General features: G+C 74.6%; 18 protein-coding genes. 10 read left to right on the top strand and 8 right to left on the bottom strand.

All coding sequences use genetic code 11. From position 1 onward, the window contains the following. Nucleotides 1-120 precede the first annotated feature (120 nt). Nucleotides 121-1,026 carry an A/G-specific adenine glycosylase gene (locus ABZ452_RS12240; protein ID WP_357941718.1) on the bottom strand — a complete coding sequence of 302 codons (906 nt, stop codon included), beginning with the start codon at nt 1,024-1,026 and terminating at the stop codon, nt 121-123. A 96-nt stretch (nt 1,027-1,122) separates the two neighbouring features. Between ABZ452_RS12240 and ABZ452_RS12235 the strand changes: the two genes are divergently transcribed. From ABZ452_RS12235 to ABZ452_RS12225, 3 genes are all read left to right on the top strand, one after another. Continuing rightward, entirely contained in the window at nt 1,123-1,635 is a 513-nt protein-coding gene (locus ABZ452_RS12235) for an ACT domain-containing protein (RefSeq protein ID WP_357941716.1), read from the top strand. After that, nucleotides 1,632-2,195: a peptide deformylase gene (locus ABZ452_RS12230; protein ID WP_357941713.1), complete on the top strand. Its 564-nt coding sequence runs from the start codon at nt 1,632-1,634 to the stop codon at nt 2,193-2,195. Before ABZ452_RS12235 ends, ABZ452_RS12230 begins: the two co-directional genes overlap by 4 nt. A gap of 130 nt (nt 2,196-2,325) precedes the next feature. Continuing rightward, complete coding sequence (locus tag ABZ452_RS12225) at nt 2,326-3,081, top strand: hypothetical protein (RefSeq protein WP_357941711.1); 756 nt, start codon at nt 2,326-2,328, stop codon at nt 3,079-3,081. A 6-nt stretch (nt 3,082-3,087) separates the two neighbouring features. On the opposite strand, the gene disA is transcribed toward ABZ452_RS12225, so the two are convergent. From disA to ABZ452_RS12205, 4 genes are all read right to left on the bottom strand, one after another. Beyond that, complete coding sequence (gene disA, locus ABZ452_RS12220) at nt 3,088-4,272, bottom strand: DNA integrity scanning diadenylate cyclase DisA (protein ID WP_091267634.1); 1,185 nt, start codon at nt 4,270-4,272, stop codon at nt 3,088-3,090. 142 nt (nt 4,273-4,414) lie between these two features. Further along, complete coding sequence (radA, locus tag ABZ452_RS12215; protein WP_357941708.1) at nt 4,415-5,866, bottom strand: DNA repair protein RadA; 1,452 nt, start codon at nt 5,864-5,866, stop codon at nt 4,415-4,417. Between the two features lie 106 nt (nt 5,867-5,972). Beyond that, on the bottom strand, nt 5,973-6,779 hold the full coding sequence (locus tag ABZ452_RS12210) for a hypothetical protein (protein WP_357941706.1): 807 nt from the start codon (nt 6,777-6,779) through the stop codon (nt 5,973-5,975). Between the two features lie 141 nt (nt 6,780-6,920). After that, on the bottom strand, nt 6,921-7,760 hold the full coding sequence (locus ABZ452_RS12205; RefSeq protein WP_357941704.1) for a UbiA family prenyltransferase: 840 nt from the start codon (nt 7,758-7,760) through the stop codon (nt 6,921-6,923). Between the two features lie 45 nt (nt 7,761-7,805). Between ABZ452_RS12205 and ABZ452_RS12200 the strand changes: the two genes are divergently transcribed. From ABZ452_RS12200 to ABZ452_RS12185, 4 genes are all read left to right on the top strand, one after another. Then, the gene (locus ABZ452_RS12200; protein ID WP_357941702.1) at nt 7,806-8,561 is read left to right on the top strand and encodes a methyltransferase domain-containing protein; all 756 of its coding nucleotides are present in this window, start codon (nt 7,806-7,808) and stop codon (nt 8,559-8,561) included. A 43-nt stretch (nt 8,562-8,604) separates the two neighbouring features. Continuing rightward, on the top strand, nt 8,605-9,771 hold the full coding sequence (locus ABZ452_RS12195) for an acyl-CoA dehydrogenase family protein (RefSeq protein ID WP_357941700.1): 1,167 nt from the start codon (nt 8,605-8,607) through the stop codon (nt 9,769-9,771). Nucleotides 9,772-9,910: 139 nt separating this feature from the next. Continuing rightward, the gene (locus ABZ452_RS12190) at nt 9,911-10,960 is read left to right on the top strand and encodes a type III polyketide synthase (protein WP_357941698.1); all 1,050 of its coding nucleotides are present in this window, start codon (nt 9,911-9,913) and stop codon (nt 10,958-10,960) included. A gap of 40 nt (nt 10,961-11,000) precedes the next feature. After that, nucleotides 11,001-11,573: a hypothetical protein gene (locus ABZ452_RS12185; RefSeq protein WP_357941696.1), complete on the top strand. Its 573-nt coding sequence runs from the start codon at nt 11,001-11,003 to the stop codon at nt 11,571-11,573. A gap of 7 nt (nt 11,574-11,580) precedes the next feature. Here ABZ452_RS12185 and ABZ452_RS12180 read toward each other — a convergent pair whose 3' ends face one another. Beyond that, entirely contained in the window at nt 11,581-12,282 is a 702-nt protein-coding gene (locus tag ABZ452_RS12180) for a hypothetical protein (protein ID WP_357941694.1), read from the bottom strand. 327 nt (nt 12,283-12,609) lie between these two features. On the opposite strand from ABZ452_RS12180, the gene ABZ452_RS12175 reads away from it, so the two are divergent. Next, the gene (locus ABZ452_RS12175) at nt 12,610-13,095 is read left to right on the top strand and encodes a CarD family transcriptional regulator (protein ID WP_007073334.1); all 486 of its coding nucleotides are present in this window, start codon (nt 12,610-12,612) and stop codon (nt 13,093-13,095) included. A 53-nt stretch (nt 13,096-13,148) separates the two neighbouring features. After that, nucleotides 13,149-13,844, top strand: a complete 696-nt coding sequence (gene ispD / locus ABZ452_RS12170; protein WP_357941692.1) for a 2-C-methyl-D-erythritol 4-phosphate cytidylyltransferase — start codon at nt 13,149-13,151, stop codon at nt 13,842-13,844. Between the two features lie 15 nt (nt 13,845-13,859). Here the strand turns inward: ispD and ABZ452_RS12165 are convergent, their stop codons facing one another. Then, nucleotides 13,860-14,966, bottom strand: coding sequence for a hypothetical protein (locus ABZ452_RS12165; protein WP_357941689.1), 1,107 nt, complete (start codon nt 14,964-14,966; stop codon nt 13,860-13,862). A gap of 183 nt (nt 14,967-15,149) precedes the next feature. Here ABZ452_RS12165 and ispF point away from each other — a divergent pair, with 183 nt between their 5' ends. Beyond that, a complete protein-coding gene (gene ispF, locus ABZ452_RS12160) occupies nt 15,150-15,632 on the top strand; it encodes a 2-C-methyl-D-erythritol 2,4-cyclodiphosphate synthase (RefSeq protein WP_357941687.1) in 483 nt (160 codons plus the stop codon). Nucleotides 15,633-15,667: 35 nt separating this feature from the next. Here ispF and ABZ452_RS12155 read toward each other — a convergent pair whose 3' ends face one another. Further along, nucleotides 15,668-16,195 carry a hypothetical protein gene (locus tag ABZ452_RS12155; RefSeq protein WP_357941685.1) on the bottom strand — a complete coding sequence of 176 codons (528 nt, stop codon included), beginning with the start codon at nt 16,193-16,195 and terminating at the stop codon, nt 15,668-15,670. Nucleotides 16,196-16,294: the final 99 nt, after the last annotated feature.

Here is a 16,294-nt window from a genome sequence, read left to right as displayed (position 1 = left end):
CGCCTTTCCCGTGCAGGATCGACTCCGCCTCGGCGAAGTGGCGGTATCCGAGCGGCCGGGATACCGCCAGGTCGGCGAGCTGGCGACCGCCTCGGTGAGCTGGTGCCCAGCGGGGCCGGGTCAGGGGCGGGGCAGCGGGACCGGAGGGCCGTCGCCCGCGAGCCGGAACGACTCCTCGCCGACCGGCTCTACAAGGCCGTCGGTGACCAGCCCGGCGAGCGCCCGGGCCCGCTGCACGTCGTCGTGCCAGACCTGGTCCAGCCGCTGGTGCGGCACCGGCCCGGTGGCGTCGCGGAGCACCGCGAGGAGCAGGCCGCGCACCTGACGGTCGGTGCCGGCGTAGCGCTGGGGTCGGCGGGTCGGGCCGGCCGGGGCCGCCTGGCCGGAGGCCCGCCAGGCGCAGCTCGACTCGACGGGGCACACCCCGCAGCGCGGGGCCCGGGCGGTGCAGACCACCGCGCCGAGTTCCATGAACGCCGCACTGGCCAGGGCCGCCGCGGCCGGCTCGATCGGCAGCAGCTCCTCGGTGGCGACCAGGTCGGCGGGGCGGGTGGCGGGCCCGGCGTCCGGCTCGCCGGCGATCGCCCGGCACACCACCCGCCGGACGTTGGTGTCGACCACCGGATGCCGCTGCCCGTACGCGAAGGCCGCCACCGCCCGGGCCGTGTACGTACCGACCCCGGGCAGCGCCAACAGCTGGTCGAGCCGCTCCGGCACCTCGCCGCCGTGCCGTTCCACGACGGCCACCGCGCAGTCGCGCAGGCGTACGGCCCGGCGGGGGTAGCCGAGCCGGCCCCACATCCGGATCGCCTCGGCGGGCGTGTCCTCCGCCAGCGCGGCCGGCGTCGGCCAGCGGGACAGCCACGCCTCCCAGGCCGGCAGCACCCGGACCACGGGTGTCTGCTGGAGCATGACCTCACTGACCAGGATCGCCCAGGCGCCGATCCCCGGCTGGCGCCAGGGCAGGTCGCGGGCGTTGCGCTCGTACCACCGGCTGACCTGGGTGGCGAAGGTGGGCTCAGACATCGCGCCGCCAAGGATGTCACGGGCGGCTTTCCCGCGGGTTGGGCGGGGCGGGCGGGCCGCCGCGGCCGGCCGGCGGTGACGGGGCAGAATGTCCGGATGAACGAGCTCGCGATCACCGTCATCGGCCGGGACCGGCCGGGCATCGTGGCCGACGTCGCCGAGGTCCTCGCGCGGCTCGGCGCGAACCTCACCGACTCGACGATGACCCGGTTGCGGGGACACTTCGCGATGACCCTGATCTGCGTGGGCCCGGCCGCCGCCGACGTCGAGGCCGCGCTGGCCCCGCTCGCCGCCGAGGGGCAGCTCCTGGCCACCGTACGCGCGGTCACCCCCGACGGGCAGGCCGCGCCCGGCGGCGAGCCGTACGTGATGGCGGTGCACGGCGCGGACCGGATGGGCATCGTCGCGGCGATGACCCGGGTGCTGACCGACTCGGGCGGCAACGTGACCGACCTGAGCACCCGCTTGACCGGCTCGCTGTACGTGGTGGTCGCCGAGGTCGAGTTGCCGCCGGGCAGCGCCGACGAGGTGGCCGGCCGGCTCGCCCGTACCGCCGCGGAGCTGGGCGTGGGGGTCAGCCTCCGCCCGGCGGACACGGACCTGCTGTGACGGCGGAGGAGTACGCCGGCCTGGGCGGCTGGACGCCGGAGAAGCTCGGCCTCCCCGGGGCGGTACGCCCGGTCGTGGCCGCGCCCGACCCGGTGCTCAGCCGGCCCGGTCCGGCGGTCGACCCGACCTCGGCCGAGGTGGTCCAGCTGGCCGCCGATCTGGTCGCCACCATGCGGGTGTCGCCGGGCTGCGTCGGTCTGGCCGCGCCGCAGGTCGGGGTGAGCGCCCAGGTGTTCGCGGTGGACGTGACCGGGCACCCGAAGGCGGTCACCGTGCACGGCGCCTTCGTGCTCTGCAACGCCACGGTGGTGGAGGCGAGCCGTTGGAAGGCCGGGCGGGAGGGCTGCATGTCGGTGCCCGACCTGACCGGTGACGTGAAGCGGGCCGGCCGCCTGGTGGTCGAGGGTGTGCTGCCGGGCAGCGGGGACCCGGTGCGGCTGGTGACCGACGGGTTCGAGGCGCGGGCGCTCCAGCACGAGATCGACCACTGCGCCGGCCTGCTCTTCCTCGACCGGGTGGCCGGGGCGCACGCCGTCTACCAGCGCAAGGTCTACCTCTGACGGGAAGTGGTCCGGCGGTGCCGCTCGGTTACCTGGTGCGTCCACTGTGGATCGGCGGGACGGCGGGCCGAAGGGCCATCGGCGCGTCGGACCGGCGGGCCGGGCGTCGCGCCGTTACGGTGAACGCATCATGCGTATGACGGTCGGCCCGCTGCCTCCCGCCGTGTACTGGCGGCGTCGAGCCGTCGTCTTCGGAGCCGGGCTGCTTTTCCTGATTGTCCTGCTCTATTCGTGCACCGGCACGGACCGCAACGACAGCCCGTCGGGCAAGTCGGGGGGCAATGCGGGCGGCTCGCCGTCGGCGGCCGCTCCCGGCCCGACCGGTTCGCTGCTGACTCCGCGGTCCACCAGCCCGTCGCCCACCCCGGGTGACTCGGGTGGGGGCAGCGGGACGAGCGACGGCGGCGGCACGGGCACCGACAACGGCGGCGGCCAGAACGGCGGCGGCACGAACGACGGTGGCGCGCCGGTCAACCCGGTCGTCGACGAGGGCACCTGTGCCGATTCGGAGCTCCAGGTGACCCCGGTGGCGTTGCCGGCCTCCGCGCAGCGGGGCACGGTGGTCACCCTGCGTCTCAAGGTCAAGAACATCTCGGAGCGCACGTGCACCCGGGACGTCGGGGCCGACCTGCAGGAGCTCTACATCAAGGCCGGGGCGGCGAAGGTCTGGTCCTCGGACACCTGCGGCACCGGCAAGGGCTCCGACCCGCAGTCGTTCACGCCGGACTTCGAGCGCTCCTACGAGCTGGGCTGGAACGGGCGGGACGTGAGTCGCTGCGCCAACGGCGTGGCCGCCGGCCCGTACGCCCCGATCGGCACGTACCAGCTCTTCGCCCGGGTGGGCACCAAGCTCAGCGAGCCGGTGAAGCTCACCATCACCGGCTGACCGCGGTCAGACGTAGCGCTCCAGGATGGACGCCTCGGCGAGCCGGGACAGCCCCTCGCGGACGCCCCGGGCGCGGGCGTCGCCCACCCCCTCGACCGCCTGGAGGTCCTCCACGGTCGCGCCCAGCAGCCGCTGGAGGCTGCCGAAGTGCACCACCAGCCGGTCGACCACGGCCGCGGGAAGCCTCGGCACCTTGGCCAGCAGGCGGAAGCCGCGCGGGCTCACGGCGGCGTCGAGCGCGTCGGAGGCGGACGGGTAGCCGATCGCCTTGGCCACCGCGACCAGGTCGATCAGCTCGGTGGCGCTGAGCAGGTCCAGCTCGACCAGCGCCTCGTCGAGGGTGCGTGACTTCCGGCCCACCGGCAGGTAGTCCCGGATGACCAGGGTGCGGTCGGCGTCGACGCCCGCCATCAGCTCGTCCAGCTGGAGGGCGAGCAGGCGGCCGTCGGTGCCCAGCTCCACGACGTAGCCGGCGATCTCGTCGGCGATCCGGCGGACCATCTCCAGCCGCTGCACCACGGCCACGGCGTCGCGGACGGTGACCAGGTCCTCGATCTCCAGGGCGGAGAGCGTGCCCGAGACCTCGTCCAGCCGGAGCTTGTAACGCTCGAGGGTGGCCAGCGCCTGGTTGGCCCGGGAGAGGATCGCCGCCGAGTCGTCCAGCACGTGCCGCTGGCCGTTGACGTAGAGGCTGATGATCCGCATGGACTGGCTGACCGAGATCACCGGGTAGCCGGTCTGCCGGGCCACCCGCTCGGCGGTGCGGTGCCGGGTGCCGGACTCCTCGGTGGGGATCGACGGGTCGGGCATGAGGTGCACCGCGGCCCGGACGATCCGGGTGCCGTCGCTGGAGAGCACCACGGCGCCGTCCATCTTGCACAGCTCACGGACCCGGGTCGCGGAGAACTCGACGTCGAGCGGGAAGCCGCCGGTGCAGATCTGCTCGACGATCTTGTCGTAGCCGAGCACGATCAGCGCGCCGGTGCGGCCGCGCAGGATCCGCTCCAGGCCGTCGCGCAGCGCGGTGCCCGGCGCCATGAGGGCGAGGTTGGCCCGCAACGGGTCGCCGCCGGCCCCGCCGACGCTTCCGGTGACGCTCACGCTGATGGCACGGGCGGGGGAGCCCACGGCGCCGGTGCGGGCGTGCGGCGTCGTCGCGGCGGGCTTGGTGGCATCGCGGTCGATCGGCACGGGCACAGTCTACGGACTGCGGTGCGGTGGGTGCTCTCGTGGTTACTGTGATGTGTCACGATGTCCGGCTCCCCCGATCGGCGACCGGTTGCGCCGGCTGTCCGGAATCGCCCGGCCGGTCCCGCCCCACGCCTACGGACCGTCACTCCGCCGACGCGCGCGCGGCAGCCTGGAGGGCCGCCCGCACGTCGGTGACCTCGGTCACCCGCATGTTCTCCGGGGCGCCCACTCCGCTGCTGCCCGGGCCGCAGCCGGGCGGCACGAGGGCCACCCGGAAGCCGAGCCGGGCCGCCTCGGCCAGCCGGCGGGGCACCGCCCCGACCCGGCGCACCTCGCCGGTGAGGCCGACCTCGCCGATGGCCACCAGCTGCGGGTTGAGGGCCAGGTTGAGCCCGCCGGAGGCGACCGCCAGCGCCACGGCCAGGTCGGCCGCGGGCTCGACCACCCGGATGCCGCCCACCGTGGCGGCGAAGACCTCGCGGTCGTGCAGGGTCAGCCGCTCGGTGCGCCGCTGGAGCACCGCGAGCACCATGGCCAGCCGGGCGCCGTCCAGCCCGGAGACGGTGCGCCGGGGGGAGCCGGCGACCGTGGCGCCGATCAGCGCCTGCACCTCGGTGACCAGGGCGCGCCGCCCCTCCATGGCAACCGTCACGCAGGTGCCCGGCACCGGCTCGGAGTAGCGGGTCAGGAAGAGGCCGGACGGGTCGGCCAGGCTGCTGATGCCACCCTCGTGCATCTCGAAGCAGCCCACCTCGTCGGCCGCGCCGAACCGGTTCTTCACCCCGCGGACCATGCGCAGCGAGGAGTGCTTGTCGCCCTCGAAGTGCAGCACCACGTCGACCAGGTGCTCCAGCACCCGGGGACCGGCGACCTGGCCGTCCTTGGTGACGTGCCCGACCAGCACGGTGGCCACGCCGCGCTCCTTGGCGACCGCGACCAGCGCCGCGGTGACCGCCCGGACCTGGGTGACCCCGCCGGGAACGCCCTCGGTGCCGGTCGTCGAGATGGTCTGCACCGAGTCGAGGACCAGCAGACCCGGCTTGACCGCGTCGAGGTGGCCGAGCACCGCCGACAGGTCGCTCTCGGCGGCGAGGTAGAGCTGGTCGTGCAGGGTGCCCATCCGCTCGGCGCGCAGCCGCACCTGGCTGACCGACTCCTCACCGCTGACCACCAGCGACGGGCTGCCCGCGTTGGCCGCCCACTGCTGGGCGACGTCGAGCAGCAGGGTGGACTTGCCGACCCCCGGCTCGCCGGCGAGCAGCACCACGGCGCCGGGGACCAGGCCGCCGCCGAGCACCCGGTCGAGCTCGCTGACCCCGGTGGCCCGGGCCCGGGCGGGCGCGGCGCTGATGGTGGCGATCGGGCGGGCCGGCTCGGCGGGCATCCGGGAGCTGACCACCCGGCCGGAGACCAGCGGGCCGCTCACCGTGCACTCGACCACCGAGCCCCACTCGCCGCACTCGGGGCAGCGGCCGACCCACTTGGGGGGCTGGTGGCCGCAGGCGTCGCACTCGTAGGCCGGGCGGGGCTCACGGGCGGCGGCGCGGCCGCGGCCGGCGGCGGCGCGGGGCGAGGTCGATCGGGGCGTGCTCACCCCAGGACGCTAACCGGACGGTACGACGAAAGCCCACCCGGAAACGGCGACACCGCCGGCGTGGCGCTGGCCACGGCGGCGGTGTCGACGACGATCGCGGGGTCGGTCAGCTGTGGCCGCCGCCCTCGTTGCCGCCCTCCTCGAGGCCACCGGGGTGCCCGGCGCCACCCTCCTCGCGCGGCTGGACCACCGGCGAGGGCGGCGCGGCCGGGGTCAGCGGGACGCCGACGGCCGCACCGGTCTTGATCACCTTGCCGTCGCCGAAGTCGAAGGTCAGGTTGACCGGCTCGCCGACCCGCAGGTCCTGGTTCAGGCCCACGAGCTGGAGGAACCGCGGGCTGGAGCCGGTGAGCTGCACGTAGCCCAGGGCCGGGATCTCGAACCGCGCCGGCTGACCGGCCGGGGCCGAGCTGGCGGACGGCGACGGGTTGGCCGAGGCGGAGCCGCTGGCCGAGGCGGAGCCGCTGGCCGACGGCGACTCCTCGGTGCCGAGCGACTGGCTCGGCGAGGCGCTCGGGTCGGTCGCGGTGGGCGACGCGGAGGCCGGCTCGGTCGGCGAGCCGGTCGGGGTGGCCCCGTCGCTGCCCGCACCGGCGCCGCTGAGCAGGACCTCGCGGGCGCTGTCGGTGGTGACGGTCACGGTCACCGGCTGCTGGCTGTCGTTGTAGAGCACGACGTTGACCCGCGCGTCGGCGCCCGCCTTGTAGCCCTCCGGGCCGGGGAACTCCAGGTAGAGGCCGCGCACCTTGTAGAGGTTGTCGGGGGTCTGGACGTTGATGCCCTGCACCGACGGGATCTTGTTGGCGGTCTCGGCCACCTGGCCGGCGCCACACCCGCTCAGCAGCAGGCCCGCCGCCGCCGTACCGGCCAGCAACAGGGCCGCCCGCCGGGAACCCCTGATCGAGCGCGTCACGTCGGTCCTCCTCGTCACGATCCCCACCCGGCCGGACGCCGGACACGGGGTGGCCATACCCGCGCAGACCGCGCTCCAGGGTAGTTGGAGCTGATCGAGGGCCGCACGCCGACCCGGTAATGCCACCTACGAGGGGACCGGTCAGACCACCCGACCGCTCGCCACCAGCAGCACCACATCGATCAGCGCCACGACCATCACCGCCCGGAAGGCGGCCACCGGCCGGGCGGCGGCCCGGGTCGCGGCGCGGCCGGCGTACCAACCCAGGGCCGGCACCGCGACGGCGGCGGCGATCGCCGACAGGCCGGCCCACGACGGCGGCCCGGGCGGCCCGACCACCAGGGCGACGGTGGCCGCGAGGAGCAGCCCGGCGGCCGCCACCCGGCTGCCCGCCGCCCCCAGCCGGTGGGGCAGGCCCCGCACCCCGGTCCGCGCGTCGTCGGCCAGGTCCGGCAGCACGTTGGCGAAGTGCGCCCCGGCGCCCAGCAGCGCGGCGGCCGCGACCAGCCACACCGGGGGCGCGGGCGCGCCCGGCAGCGCCAGCACCACGAAGGCCGGCAGGGCGCCGAACGAGACCGCGTAGGGCAGCACCGAGACCGGGGTCGACTTCAACGGCCAGTTGTAGAGCAGTGCCGAGACCAGGCCGAGCGTGGCGCAGAGCGCCGCCGCCGGACCGGCGGTCAGCGCCAGCAGGGGGGTGGCCGCGGCGGCCGGCACGGTGGCGCGGGCCAGGACCCGCCGCGAGACCACGCCGGTGGTCACCGGCTTGTCGGTACGCCCCACCGTGGCGTCCCGGTCGGCGTCGATCAGGTCGTTGCTCCAGCCCACGGCGAGCTGGCTGGCCAGCACCGTGAGCGACACGGCGGCGATCCCGCCCGGACCGTGCCCGACGGCCCGGGCGAGCAGTCCGGCCACCACGGTCACCGCGGCGGCCGGTTCCGGGTGGCTCGCCCTGACCAGCCCTAACACCGACATCGACATAAGGGAAGTCTGGTCGTTACCGGGGAGTCGTGCCACGCTCGGTCCATGCGAGACGCGGCAGCGGTGTCCACCCCGCCCCGGGTGCTGCCGCCCAACGATCCCCGCCAGTACGACGACCTGGCCGGCGAGTGGTGGCGACCGGACGGCGCGTTCGCGATGCTGCACTGGTTGGCCCGGGCCCGCGCGGCCCTGGTGCCACCGGCGTCCGAACCGGACGCACTGCTGGTCGACCTGGGCTGTGGCGCCGGGCTGCTCGCCCCGCACCTGGCCGGCAAGGGCTACCGGCACGTCGGGGTGGACCTGACCCGCTCCGCCCTCGACCAGGCCGCCGGGCACGGCGTGACGGTGGTCCAGGGCGACGCCACGGCGGTCCCGCTCGCGGACGGCTGCGCGGCCGTGGTCTCGGCCGGTGAGCTGCTGGAACACGTGCCGGACTGGCGGCGCGCGGTGGCCGAGGCCTGCCGGCTGCTGCGGCCCGGCGGCCTGCTGGTGCTCGACACCCTCAACGACACCCTGCTGGCCCGGCTGATCGCCGTGGAGCTCGGCGAGCGGCTGCCCACCGTGCCGCGCGGCATCCACGATCCACAGTTGTTCGTGGACGCCCGCGCACTGGTGGCCGAGTGCGCCCGGCACGGCGTGGCGCTGCGGCTTCGCGGGGTCCGTCCCGAGCTGGGTGGGACGCTGACGTGGCTGCTGCGTCGGCTGCGCGGCGGTGACCGTCCCGTGGGGACGGAACCGCGCATCGTGCCGACCTGGTCGACCGCGGTGCTCTACCAGGGCCGCGGGCACCGGAGCGGGTAGCGGGGGCCGCCCGGGGTAAAGGGGACGCCGAGAAGGGGGCTACATGACTGTGCACGCGCTGGAGGCGGCCCGCAGGTTGGCGCCGCGACTGGCCGCCCGCGCGGCCGACCACGACCGGGACGGCTCGTTCCCGGTCGACGACTTCGCCGACCTCCGGGAGGCCGGCCTCTTCGGGCTGATGGTGCCGCGCGAGCTGGGCGGCCTGGGAGCCACCTTCGCCGAGTACGCGGCGGTCGCCACCGAGCTGGCCCGGGGCAACGGCGCGACGGCACTGGTGTTCAACATGCACGCCTCGGTCACCGGCGCGCTGGGCGCGGTGACCGAGGAGCTGGCCGAGGCTCTGGGCGTACCGGACGAGGCGCTGGCCGCCCGGGACCGGCTGCTCCGCGCGGCGGCCGAGGGCGCCTGGTACGCCGTGGCCATGAGCGAACGCGGCGCCGGTGCCCGGCTGTCGCAGCTCAGCACGGTCTACGAGGCGGCCGAGGGCGGCTGGCACCTCAAGGGCAGCAAGACGTTCTGCTCCGGCGCCGGCCACCCGGACGGCTACCTGGTGGCCGCCCGCAGCGCCACCGACCAGTCGGTGGTCTCCCAGTTCCTGGTCCCGGCCGGGGAGGGGATCACGGTCGAGCCCACCTGGGACTCGCTGGGCATGCGCGCCACCTCCTCGCACGACCTGCACCTGGACGTGACCGTGCCGGCCGACCGGCTGCTCGGCGGGGTGGAGGGGCTGGCCCTGGTGGTCGCCCAGCTCATGCCGCACTGGCTGGTGGCCAGCTACGCGGCCGTCTACGTCGGGGTGGCCCGGGCCTCGATCGACGCCGCCGCCGAGCACCTGAACGCCCGCAACCTGGCCGGCCTGCCGGCGGTCCGGGCGAGGCTGGGCCGGGCCGACGCGGCCGTCGCGGCGGCCGAATTGGTGGTGGCCGAGGCGGCGCGCCAGGTCGACGAGGCGCCCGGCGACGCGGAGACGAACCGCTGGGTGTGGCGCGCGAAGCTGCTCGCCGGCACCACCGCGGCCGACGTGGCGGCGTCCATGCTGGAGGCCGCCGGCACCTCCGCCACCCGGCGGGGGCATCCGCTGGAGCGGCTCTACCGGGACGCCCGGTGCGGCTCGCTGCACCCGGCCACCTCCGACGTCTGCGCCGACTGGCTCGGCATCGCCGCGCTCGGCGGCGACCCGGACCGCGACGGCTCGACGCCTCGTTGGTGAGTGCGAGAAGTGAGCCGGTCTTGCGAGCCCCGCGGTCGCGAACGACGGGCGGTTTGGTGAATCGGCTTACGAGCCCCGCAGTCGCGAACGGACGGTGCTCGTTGGTGAAGCGTGGGGTTGGGGACGAGAGGTGGGGGACATGGGCGTGCCGGTGATCGCGGGCCTGGGTACGGCGCAGCCGCCGTCCGCCGCGCAGGACGAGCTGTGGGCGGGCTTCTTCGCGAAGCACTTCTCGGGGACCACCCGGGCGTTGGCCGAGCGGATCTTCGCCAACTCCGGCGTGTCCCGGCGCCAGGCGGCGGTGAACCCGCTGCTGGAGGACGTCTCCGAGTGGCCCACCGAACGCCGGATGCGGCGCTACCAGGTCGAGGCGCTGCCGCTGGGCAAGGAGGCGGTCGGCCGGGCGCTGACGGCCGCCGGCCTGGACGCCGGTGACGTCGGCCTCTTCGTGGTCTGCTCCTGCACCGGGTACGCCACCCCGGGGCTGGACATCCTGCTCGCCCGGGACCTGGGCATGGCCCCGGACACCCAGCGCATGTTCGTCGGGCACATGGGCTGCTACGCGGCCCTGCCGGGGCTGGGCGCGGCGAGCGACTTCGTCACGGCCCGGGGCCGCCCCGCGCTGCTGCTCTGCGCGGAGCTGACCAGCCTGCACATCCAGCCGCCCGGCTCCCGGGTGGACACCCAGCAGATCGTCTCGCACGCGCTCTTCTCGGACGCCGCGGTCGCCGCCGTGGTCGTCCCCGGCGGCCGGGGGTACGCGCTGCGCGAGGTCACCTCGGTCACCGACACCTCCACGGCCGACCACATGACCTGGGACGTCACCGACACCGGCTTCCGGATGGGCCTGTCGCCGAAGGTGCCGCAGGTGCTCTCGCACCACGTCCGGGGCCTGGTGGACGACCTGCTGGCCCGGCACGGGTGGCACCGCGACGAGGTGGACGGCTGGGCGGTGCACCCGGGCGGCCCCCGCATCCTCAACGTGGTGGAGCGGGAGCTGGCCCTGCCGCCGGCGGCGCTCGCGGCGTCCCGCGCCACGCTGGACGAGCACGGCAACTGCTCGTCGCCGACGGTGTTGCTGATCCTGGACCGGCTGCACCGGGCGGAGACGCCCCCGGAGCGGGTGGTGATGCTGGCCTTCGGGCCGGGCCTCACCCTCTACGCGGCCCTGCTGGAGCGCACCGCCTGACGGGACGGTGGCCGCCGCCCCGCGCCGATACGCTCTGCGCGTGGCTCCCGACGAGCGGATCCGGCGCACCGTCCTGGCCGGCCTGACGGTGGTGGTGCTGGCGGCCGGCGTGGCCTGGTGGCGGGCGGCGGCGCCGGCGCTGGGGCGGACCGGGCCGGACCCCGCCCCGTCCACCGGCGCTTTCCGCCAACCCGGCCTCCGGGTGACGCTCGACGCGGAGACCGGGCGGGTGCTGCCGGGCCCCGAGGCGGATCCGGACGCGCCGGTGGTCGTCCACGAGGATCCCGGCGGCGTGGCGCGGCGTCTCGAGGTCTGGCAGACGGTGTGGCGGGAAAAGTCCCTCCTGATGCCGGACGGCGCACCGGTGACCCGCCGCGCGAGCGCGTCGGACGGCGCCCAGTTCCTGCTCGCGGTCCGCTGCTCCGGCTCGGGCGCGGTCGCCGTCCGGTTCACCGGCTCGTCCGACGACGAGACGGAGCGGATGCTGAACTGCGAGGGGCCGGACGCCGTCTCGTTCTCGGTGGTGGACGCCCGCGGCGGGCCCCTCCTGGTGCGCTTTGTCGCCGTCCGCGACCAGGTCGACCTCGACGCCCGGCTGGACGCGCTGGGCTGAACGGCGGTCAGCCCGCCAACCGGGCGAGGTCGTCGCGATAGTCCGTCACCGGCCCCAGCTCGGGCACCACCCGCACCAGGGCGCCCTGCCGGTCCACCAGCAGGGCGGCGGCCGTGCCGGGATGGGCGGACAGGTGCACGTAGGAGCGGAGGCCGCCGGCCGGATCGGCGAGCGGGCGTACCCCCGGTGCGGCGGCGGCCCCGGCGGCGCGGTCCTCGGTGACGGTGACCACGGTCACGCCCGGCGGCGCGGCGGCCGCCGCGGTGCGGACCTGCTCCGGGCAGGCGCACGCGTCCACCAGGATGATCATGATGGGCAGCAGGCTGCGCAGCGGCACCGGTGCGTCGTCGGGGCCGACCAGGTCGAGCGCGGGCAGCGGCCCGACGGGGGCCGTCGGGTACGGCAGCACGGTGGGCGCGCCCCCGGAGCGGCTCGCCCGGGGCCAGGTGACGGCGGCCAGCCCGGTGAGAGTGATCAGCACGGCGACCAGGAGGGCCAGCACCGGCAGCCCGACCGACGGCCGAACGGCCGGACCGAGGCGTGGCCCCTGGCTGCCCCGGCGGTCCGCCCGGCGCAGCTCGCGGCGGACCTGGCGGGCCTCCTCGGCCAGCGCCGAGGCGTCGTCGGGTACGACCACCCGGCCCCACTCCGGAGGCAGGTCGGGAAGCCCTTCCGGTGGCCCGTGGCCCTCAGCGTCAGGCATGCCCATCGGACCCCCAGGAACCGTCTCGGTGAGCGGACGTCAGTCCACTCCAAGGGTCCCGCACCGGTCGTCGTACCGCCACACCTGGGCGGAGGTGGAATTCCGGAGCTACCATGGAAGGAGCGCATAGCCCTAGATATGAACGCTTCCGTCACTCTTACCGGGTTGTCATCCGATGGTCACGGAGCGTGTCGAAACCATCGGCTTGACCGCCTGTCAAGCTGAAGAAATACCTCTCACAGGGCCCCTGAGCTGCGCCAACGGTCAGGACAGCGGTGAGACATCGGTGCCTGAGCGTGTTACCCTAGACACAGCGAAAGGGGTTTCGAACCTATGGTTTTCAGTGTCGGCGAGACCGTTGTTTACCCCCACCACGGGGCCGCACTCATCGAGGCAATCGAGACTCGGGTCATCAAGGGCGAGCCTAAGCAGTACCTCGTCCTGAGGGTCGCGCAGGGTGACCTGACGGTCCGGGTGCCCGCCGAGAACGCCGAGATCGTGGGTGTGCGAGAGGTGGTCGGCGAAGAGGGCCTGGGCAAGGTCTTCGACGTGCTCCGTGCACCGCACACCGAGGAGCCGACCAACTGGTCGCGGCGTTACAAGGCGAATCTGGAGAAGCTGGCCTCCGGTAACCCGCTGAAGGTGGCCGAGGTCGTCCGCGACCTGTGGCGCCGGGAGCGGGAGCGGGGTCTCTCCGCGGGTGAGAAGCGCATGCTGGCCAAGGCACGCGACATTCTCGTCGGCGAGGTCGCGCTGGCCGAGAAGAGCACGAAGGACGAGGCGGAGACGCTGCTCGACAAGGTGCTGACCGAGGCCTGATCCACAGCAGTCGTCGTACCCACCCCGTAGCAAACGAATCCGAGGACCGCGACGTGACCGCGCAGCTCAACCCGCGCGGTGACGTCGCGGTCCTCGTTCCTGCGGCCGGAGCCGGGGTACGCCTCGGCCCGGGTGCTCCCAAGGCCCTCCGGCTGCTCGCCGGGGAGCCGCTGCTGGTGCACACGGTCCGCCGGGTCGCCGCCGCACCCTCGGTGCACACGATCGTGGTGGCCGCCCCGGCCGCCGATGTCGAGTCGGTCCGGCTGCTGCTCGCGCCGGTTGCCCCGGTGACCGTCGTCCCCGGCGGCGCCGAGCGCCAGGCCTCGGTGGCGGCCGCGCTGGCCGCCGTCCCCGCCGGGCCGGAGATCGTCCTCGTGCACGACGCGGCGCGAGCGCTCACCCCACCCGAGTTGGTCGAGTCGGTGGCCGCGGCGGTCCGCGGCGGCCACGACGGGGTTATCCCGGTGCTGCCGGTGGTCGACACCGTCAAGGAGGTCGACGCGGGCGAGCGGGTCCTCGGCACGGTTGACCGGGCCGCCCTGCGCGCCGTGCAGACCCCGCAGGGCTTCCGCCGGTCGGTGCTGACCGCCGCCCACGAGGCGGCCGGCGATCCGCTCACCGACGACGCCGGCCTCGTCGAGAAGCTGGGCGTCCCGGTGGTCTGCGTACCCGGGTCGGAGCTGGCCCTGAAGATCACCCGCCCGTTCGACCTGGCCCTGGCCGAGCACCTGCTGGCCACCGGCGCCTGACGCGTACCCGGGCGTTCACAGGTCGGCTGTCGAGGACGCCCGGCGCAGCCGGTCCCGGACGACGTAGCGCTGTCCCTGCGTGAAGGCGCTGCCCCTGCCTCGCGCGTGGTGTGGGACCGGTGCGGGCAGGGTGAGATGGCCGGCCGAGCCTGGCGCGCTGAGTCCCAACACCTGGTACCGGCCCTCGGTCCAACCATGCTTCCAGCTGGTCTCGATGATGTCGGCCAACTGCGCGTCCCGGGTCAGCCCGGTGGTGCGTAGCCGGTTCACCTCACCGGCCGTCCAGTCGACGTTGTCCAACCGGAAGAGGATCTTCGGAACCTCGGGGTGGATCTGTCGCTGCGAGTAGAACGCCAGGTGGTCGACCGGCTGGAACGACCGACCCGGCTGGCAGACGTAGGCGCGTGCCGACTGGTAGAGGCCCCAGGCGTCCCGGGCGGGCACCACGACGGTGTCGTTCCGCGCGGCGGGTCGACGGCCGTGCACCTCGGTGACCCGCTCGTTCGCCGCGAGCCAGGCGGCGGCATCCGGGTCGGCCCAGCGCACCACGTCGAGCATCTGGGTCAGGCGGAACGGTACGTCCGTCGCCAGGAGCGAGTCATGGTGTGCGAGCCGGTTGCGGAACACCCGGAGGGCGTTCAGCGCGCTGGCGACGTCGTGTCGCTTGCCGGAGGAGTGGGGAAACGCGCGGTGCAGCGCGTCGCGCCACAACTGTTCGTGCTCCGAGCCGAAGAGGCCGACCCAGAATCCGAAGCTCAGCCCCGCGATGATCTGGTCGCGGGTCTCCTTCCTGGGATGTTCCCGGCGGAGCCGGGTGCGGACCTCGCTCACGTTCCGATCGATGCGCTCCTGCGTCTCCTTTCTGCCGCCCATTGGCAGAAGGAACCACGGGATGCCGCGCTCGGCCTCGTTCAGGTGCTCCCGCAGCACCCGGTCGATCGTGTTGCGGGTGACCACCTCGACGTAGTGGAAGGCCTCGAAGGAAGCGGCGGTCAGGGCGGCGCTCCACTCGTAGAGCTCGCAGGCCTTGCTGTCGTCGCCGCCCGCGGCTGCCAGGTAGGTCTGGAAGCGCCCCGGCGAGAGCCAGTGGCGGATCGTTCGTGCGTAGGGGTGGAGCGTCACGGAGGGATGCTAGGCGCAGCCGGAGCGTGATGGCGGCAGCACACGCCGCAACGAAAGGAGCCCCAGGCGCGTGCACGAGGCAGAGGCGACACTGGGGCGTACGACAGAAAGTTAGCTCGGCTCGACCGGGCAGTCAAGGACGCGGCACGACTCCGACAGCCTCGTGCCGCGTACCCTCGGGCCATGATCGTTCCTCGGGTGGCCATCGGCACCGACGTGCACGCCTTCGCGGCCGGGCGGCCCTGCTGGGTGGCCGGCCTGCACTGGCCCGACCAGGACGGCCTGGCCGGGCACTCGGACGCCGACGTGGCGGCGCACGCCGCCTGCAACGCCCTGCTCTCCGCGGCCGGCCTCGGCGATCTGGGCGCCAACTTCGGGGTGGACCAGCCGGAGTGGGCGGGTGCGTCCGGGGTGGCCCTGCTGACCGAGAGCGCCCGGCGGGTCCGGGCGGCCGGCTTCGAGATCGGCAACGTGTCGGTCCAGGTGGTCGGCAACCGGCCCAAGATCGGCCCGCGCCGGGAGGAGGCGCAGCGGGTGCTCTCCGCGGCGGTCGGGGCGCCGGTCACCGTCTCCGCCGCCACCACCGACGGCCTGGGTTTCACCGGACGCGGCGAGGGGCTCACCGGCATCGCGGTGGCGCTGGTGTACGAGGCGCCGGCGGTGTGACGCGGCGACCGGGGTGGCCCGGTCGCCGCGCCCGATCAGTCGACGTCCGTGCAGACGTTGTGGGTCGTGCCGTGGAGCATCGTGATGGTCTTCTCGAAGGTGGGCGTGAACTCCACGGCGAACTGGCCGTCGACGATCCACAGCCCCTTCGGCAGCGAGCCCGCGTTCTCCCGGAAGCCGAGCAGCACCGGCCCGGTCACGTACCAGGTCATCGAGCCGTCCGTGCCGTAGACGACCAGCGACGTGCCGCTCGCGTCCGCCGTGGACGTGGCTCCGGTCTCCAGGTTGGTCACCCGGTCGATCAGGGCCCCGGTGAACAGCTCCCGCTTCGGTGAGCCGTCCGGGTAGGTCGCCAGGGTCAGCTTCCGGACCTCGTCGACGATCGGTTCGACCCGCACCGCGAAGTCGCACCGGGCTCCGGCGGGCAGCTCGAACGCCTCCTGCGGGGCCGGTTCCCAGGCGCCGGGGGCGCCGCCGCCGCTCGCGGCGGACGCCGGGCCGGGCAGGGCCGTGACGATCGCGGCCACGACCGACGCCACCGCGACGCTCATCTTGAAACGCATGGTCACTCCATCCGTGCTTCTGGTCAGGGCGGGACCAGGATCGCCGGCCGCGCTCACCACGGACTCACCACGCGTCCCGCTCCGGCGGGGCCGAGCCCG

Origin of the sequence: Micromonospora sp. NPDC005707 (genome assembly GCF_040631005.1) — a bacterium.
In the GTDB taxonomy this organism is placed as follows: Bacteria; Actinomycetota; Actinomycetes; order Mycobacteriales; family Micromonosporaceae; genus Micromonospora.
This window is presented reverse-complemented; position numbering and strand designations above follow the sequence as displayed.

Excerpts from the sequence above, each read along its gene's own strand:
- ABZ452_RS12175 (WP_007073334.1), top strand. The coding sequence starts at position 12,610 with ATGGTTTTCAGTGTCGGCGAGACCGTTGTTTACCCCCACCACGGGGCC.
- ispF (WP_357941687.1), top strand. The coding sequence starts at position 15,150 with ATGATCGTTCCTCGGGTGGCCATCGGCACCGACGTGCACGCCTTCGCG.
- ABZ452_RS12200 (WP_357941702.1), top strand. The coding sequence starts at position 7,806 with ATGCGAGACGCGGCAGCGGTGTCCACCCCGCCCCGGGTGCTGCCGCCC.
- ABZ452_RS12190 (WP_357941698.1), top strand. The coding sequence starts at position 9,911 with ATGGGCGTGCCGGTGATCGCGGGCCTGGGTACGGCGCAGCCGCCGTCC.
- ABZ452_RS12225 (WP_357941711.1), top strand. The coding sequence starts at position 2,326 with ATGCGTATGACGGTCGGCCCGCTGCCTCCCGCCGTGTACTGGCGGCGT.
- ABZ452_RS12240 (WP_357941718.1), bottom strand. The coding sequence starts at position 1,026 with ATGTCTGAGCCCACCTTCGCCACCCAGGTCAGCCGGTGGTACGAGCGC.
- ABZ452_RS12195 (WP_357941700.1), top strand. The coding sequence starts at position 8,605 with ATGACTGTGCACGCGCTGGAGGCGGCCCGCAGGTTGGCGCCGCGACTG.
- ABZ452_RS12235 (WP_357941716.1), top strand. The coding sequence starts at position 1,123 with ATGAACGAGCTCGCGATCACCGTCATCGGCCGGGACCGGCCGGGCATC.
- ABZ452_RS12180 (WP_357941694.1), bottom strand. The coding sequence starts at position 12,282 with ATGGGCATGCCTGACGCTGAGGGCCACGGGCCACCGGAAGGGCTTCCC.
- ABZ452_RS12205 (WP_357941704.1), bottom strand. The coding sequence starts at position 7,760 with ATGTCGATGTCGGTGTTAGGGCTGGTCAGGGCGAGCCACCCGGAACCG.
- ABZ452_RS12155 (WP_357941685.1), bottom strand. The coding sequence starts at position 16,195 with ATGCGTTTCAAGATGAGCGTCGCGGTGGCGTCGGTCGTGGCCGCGATC.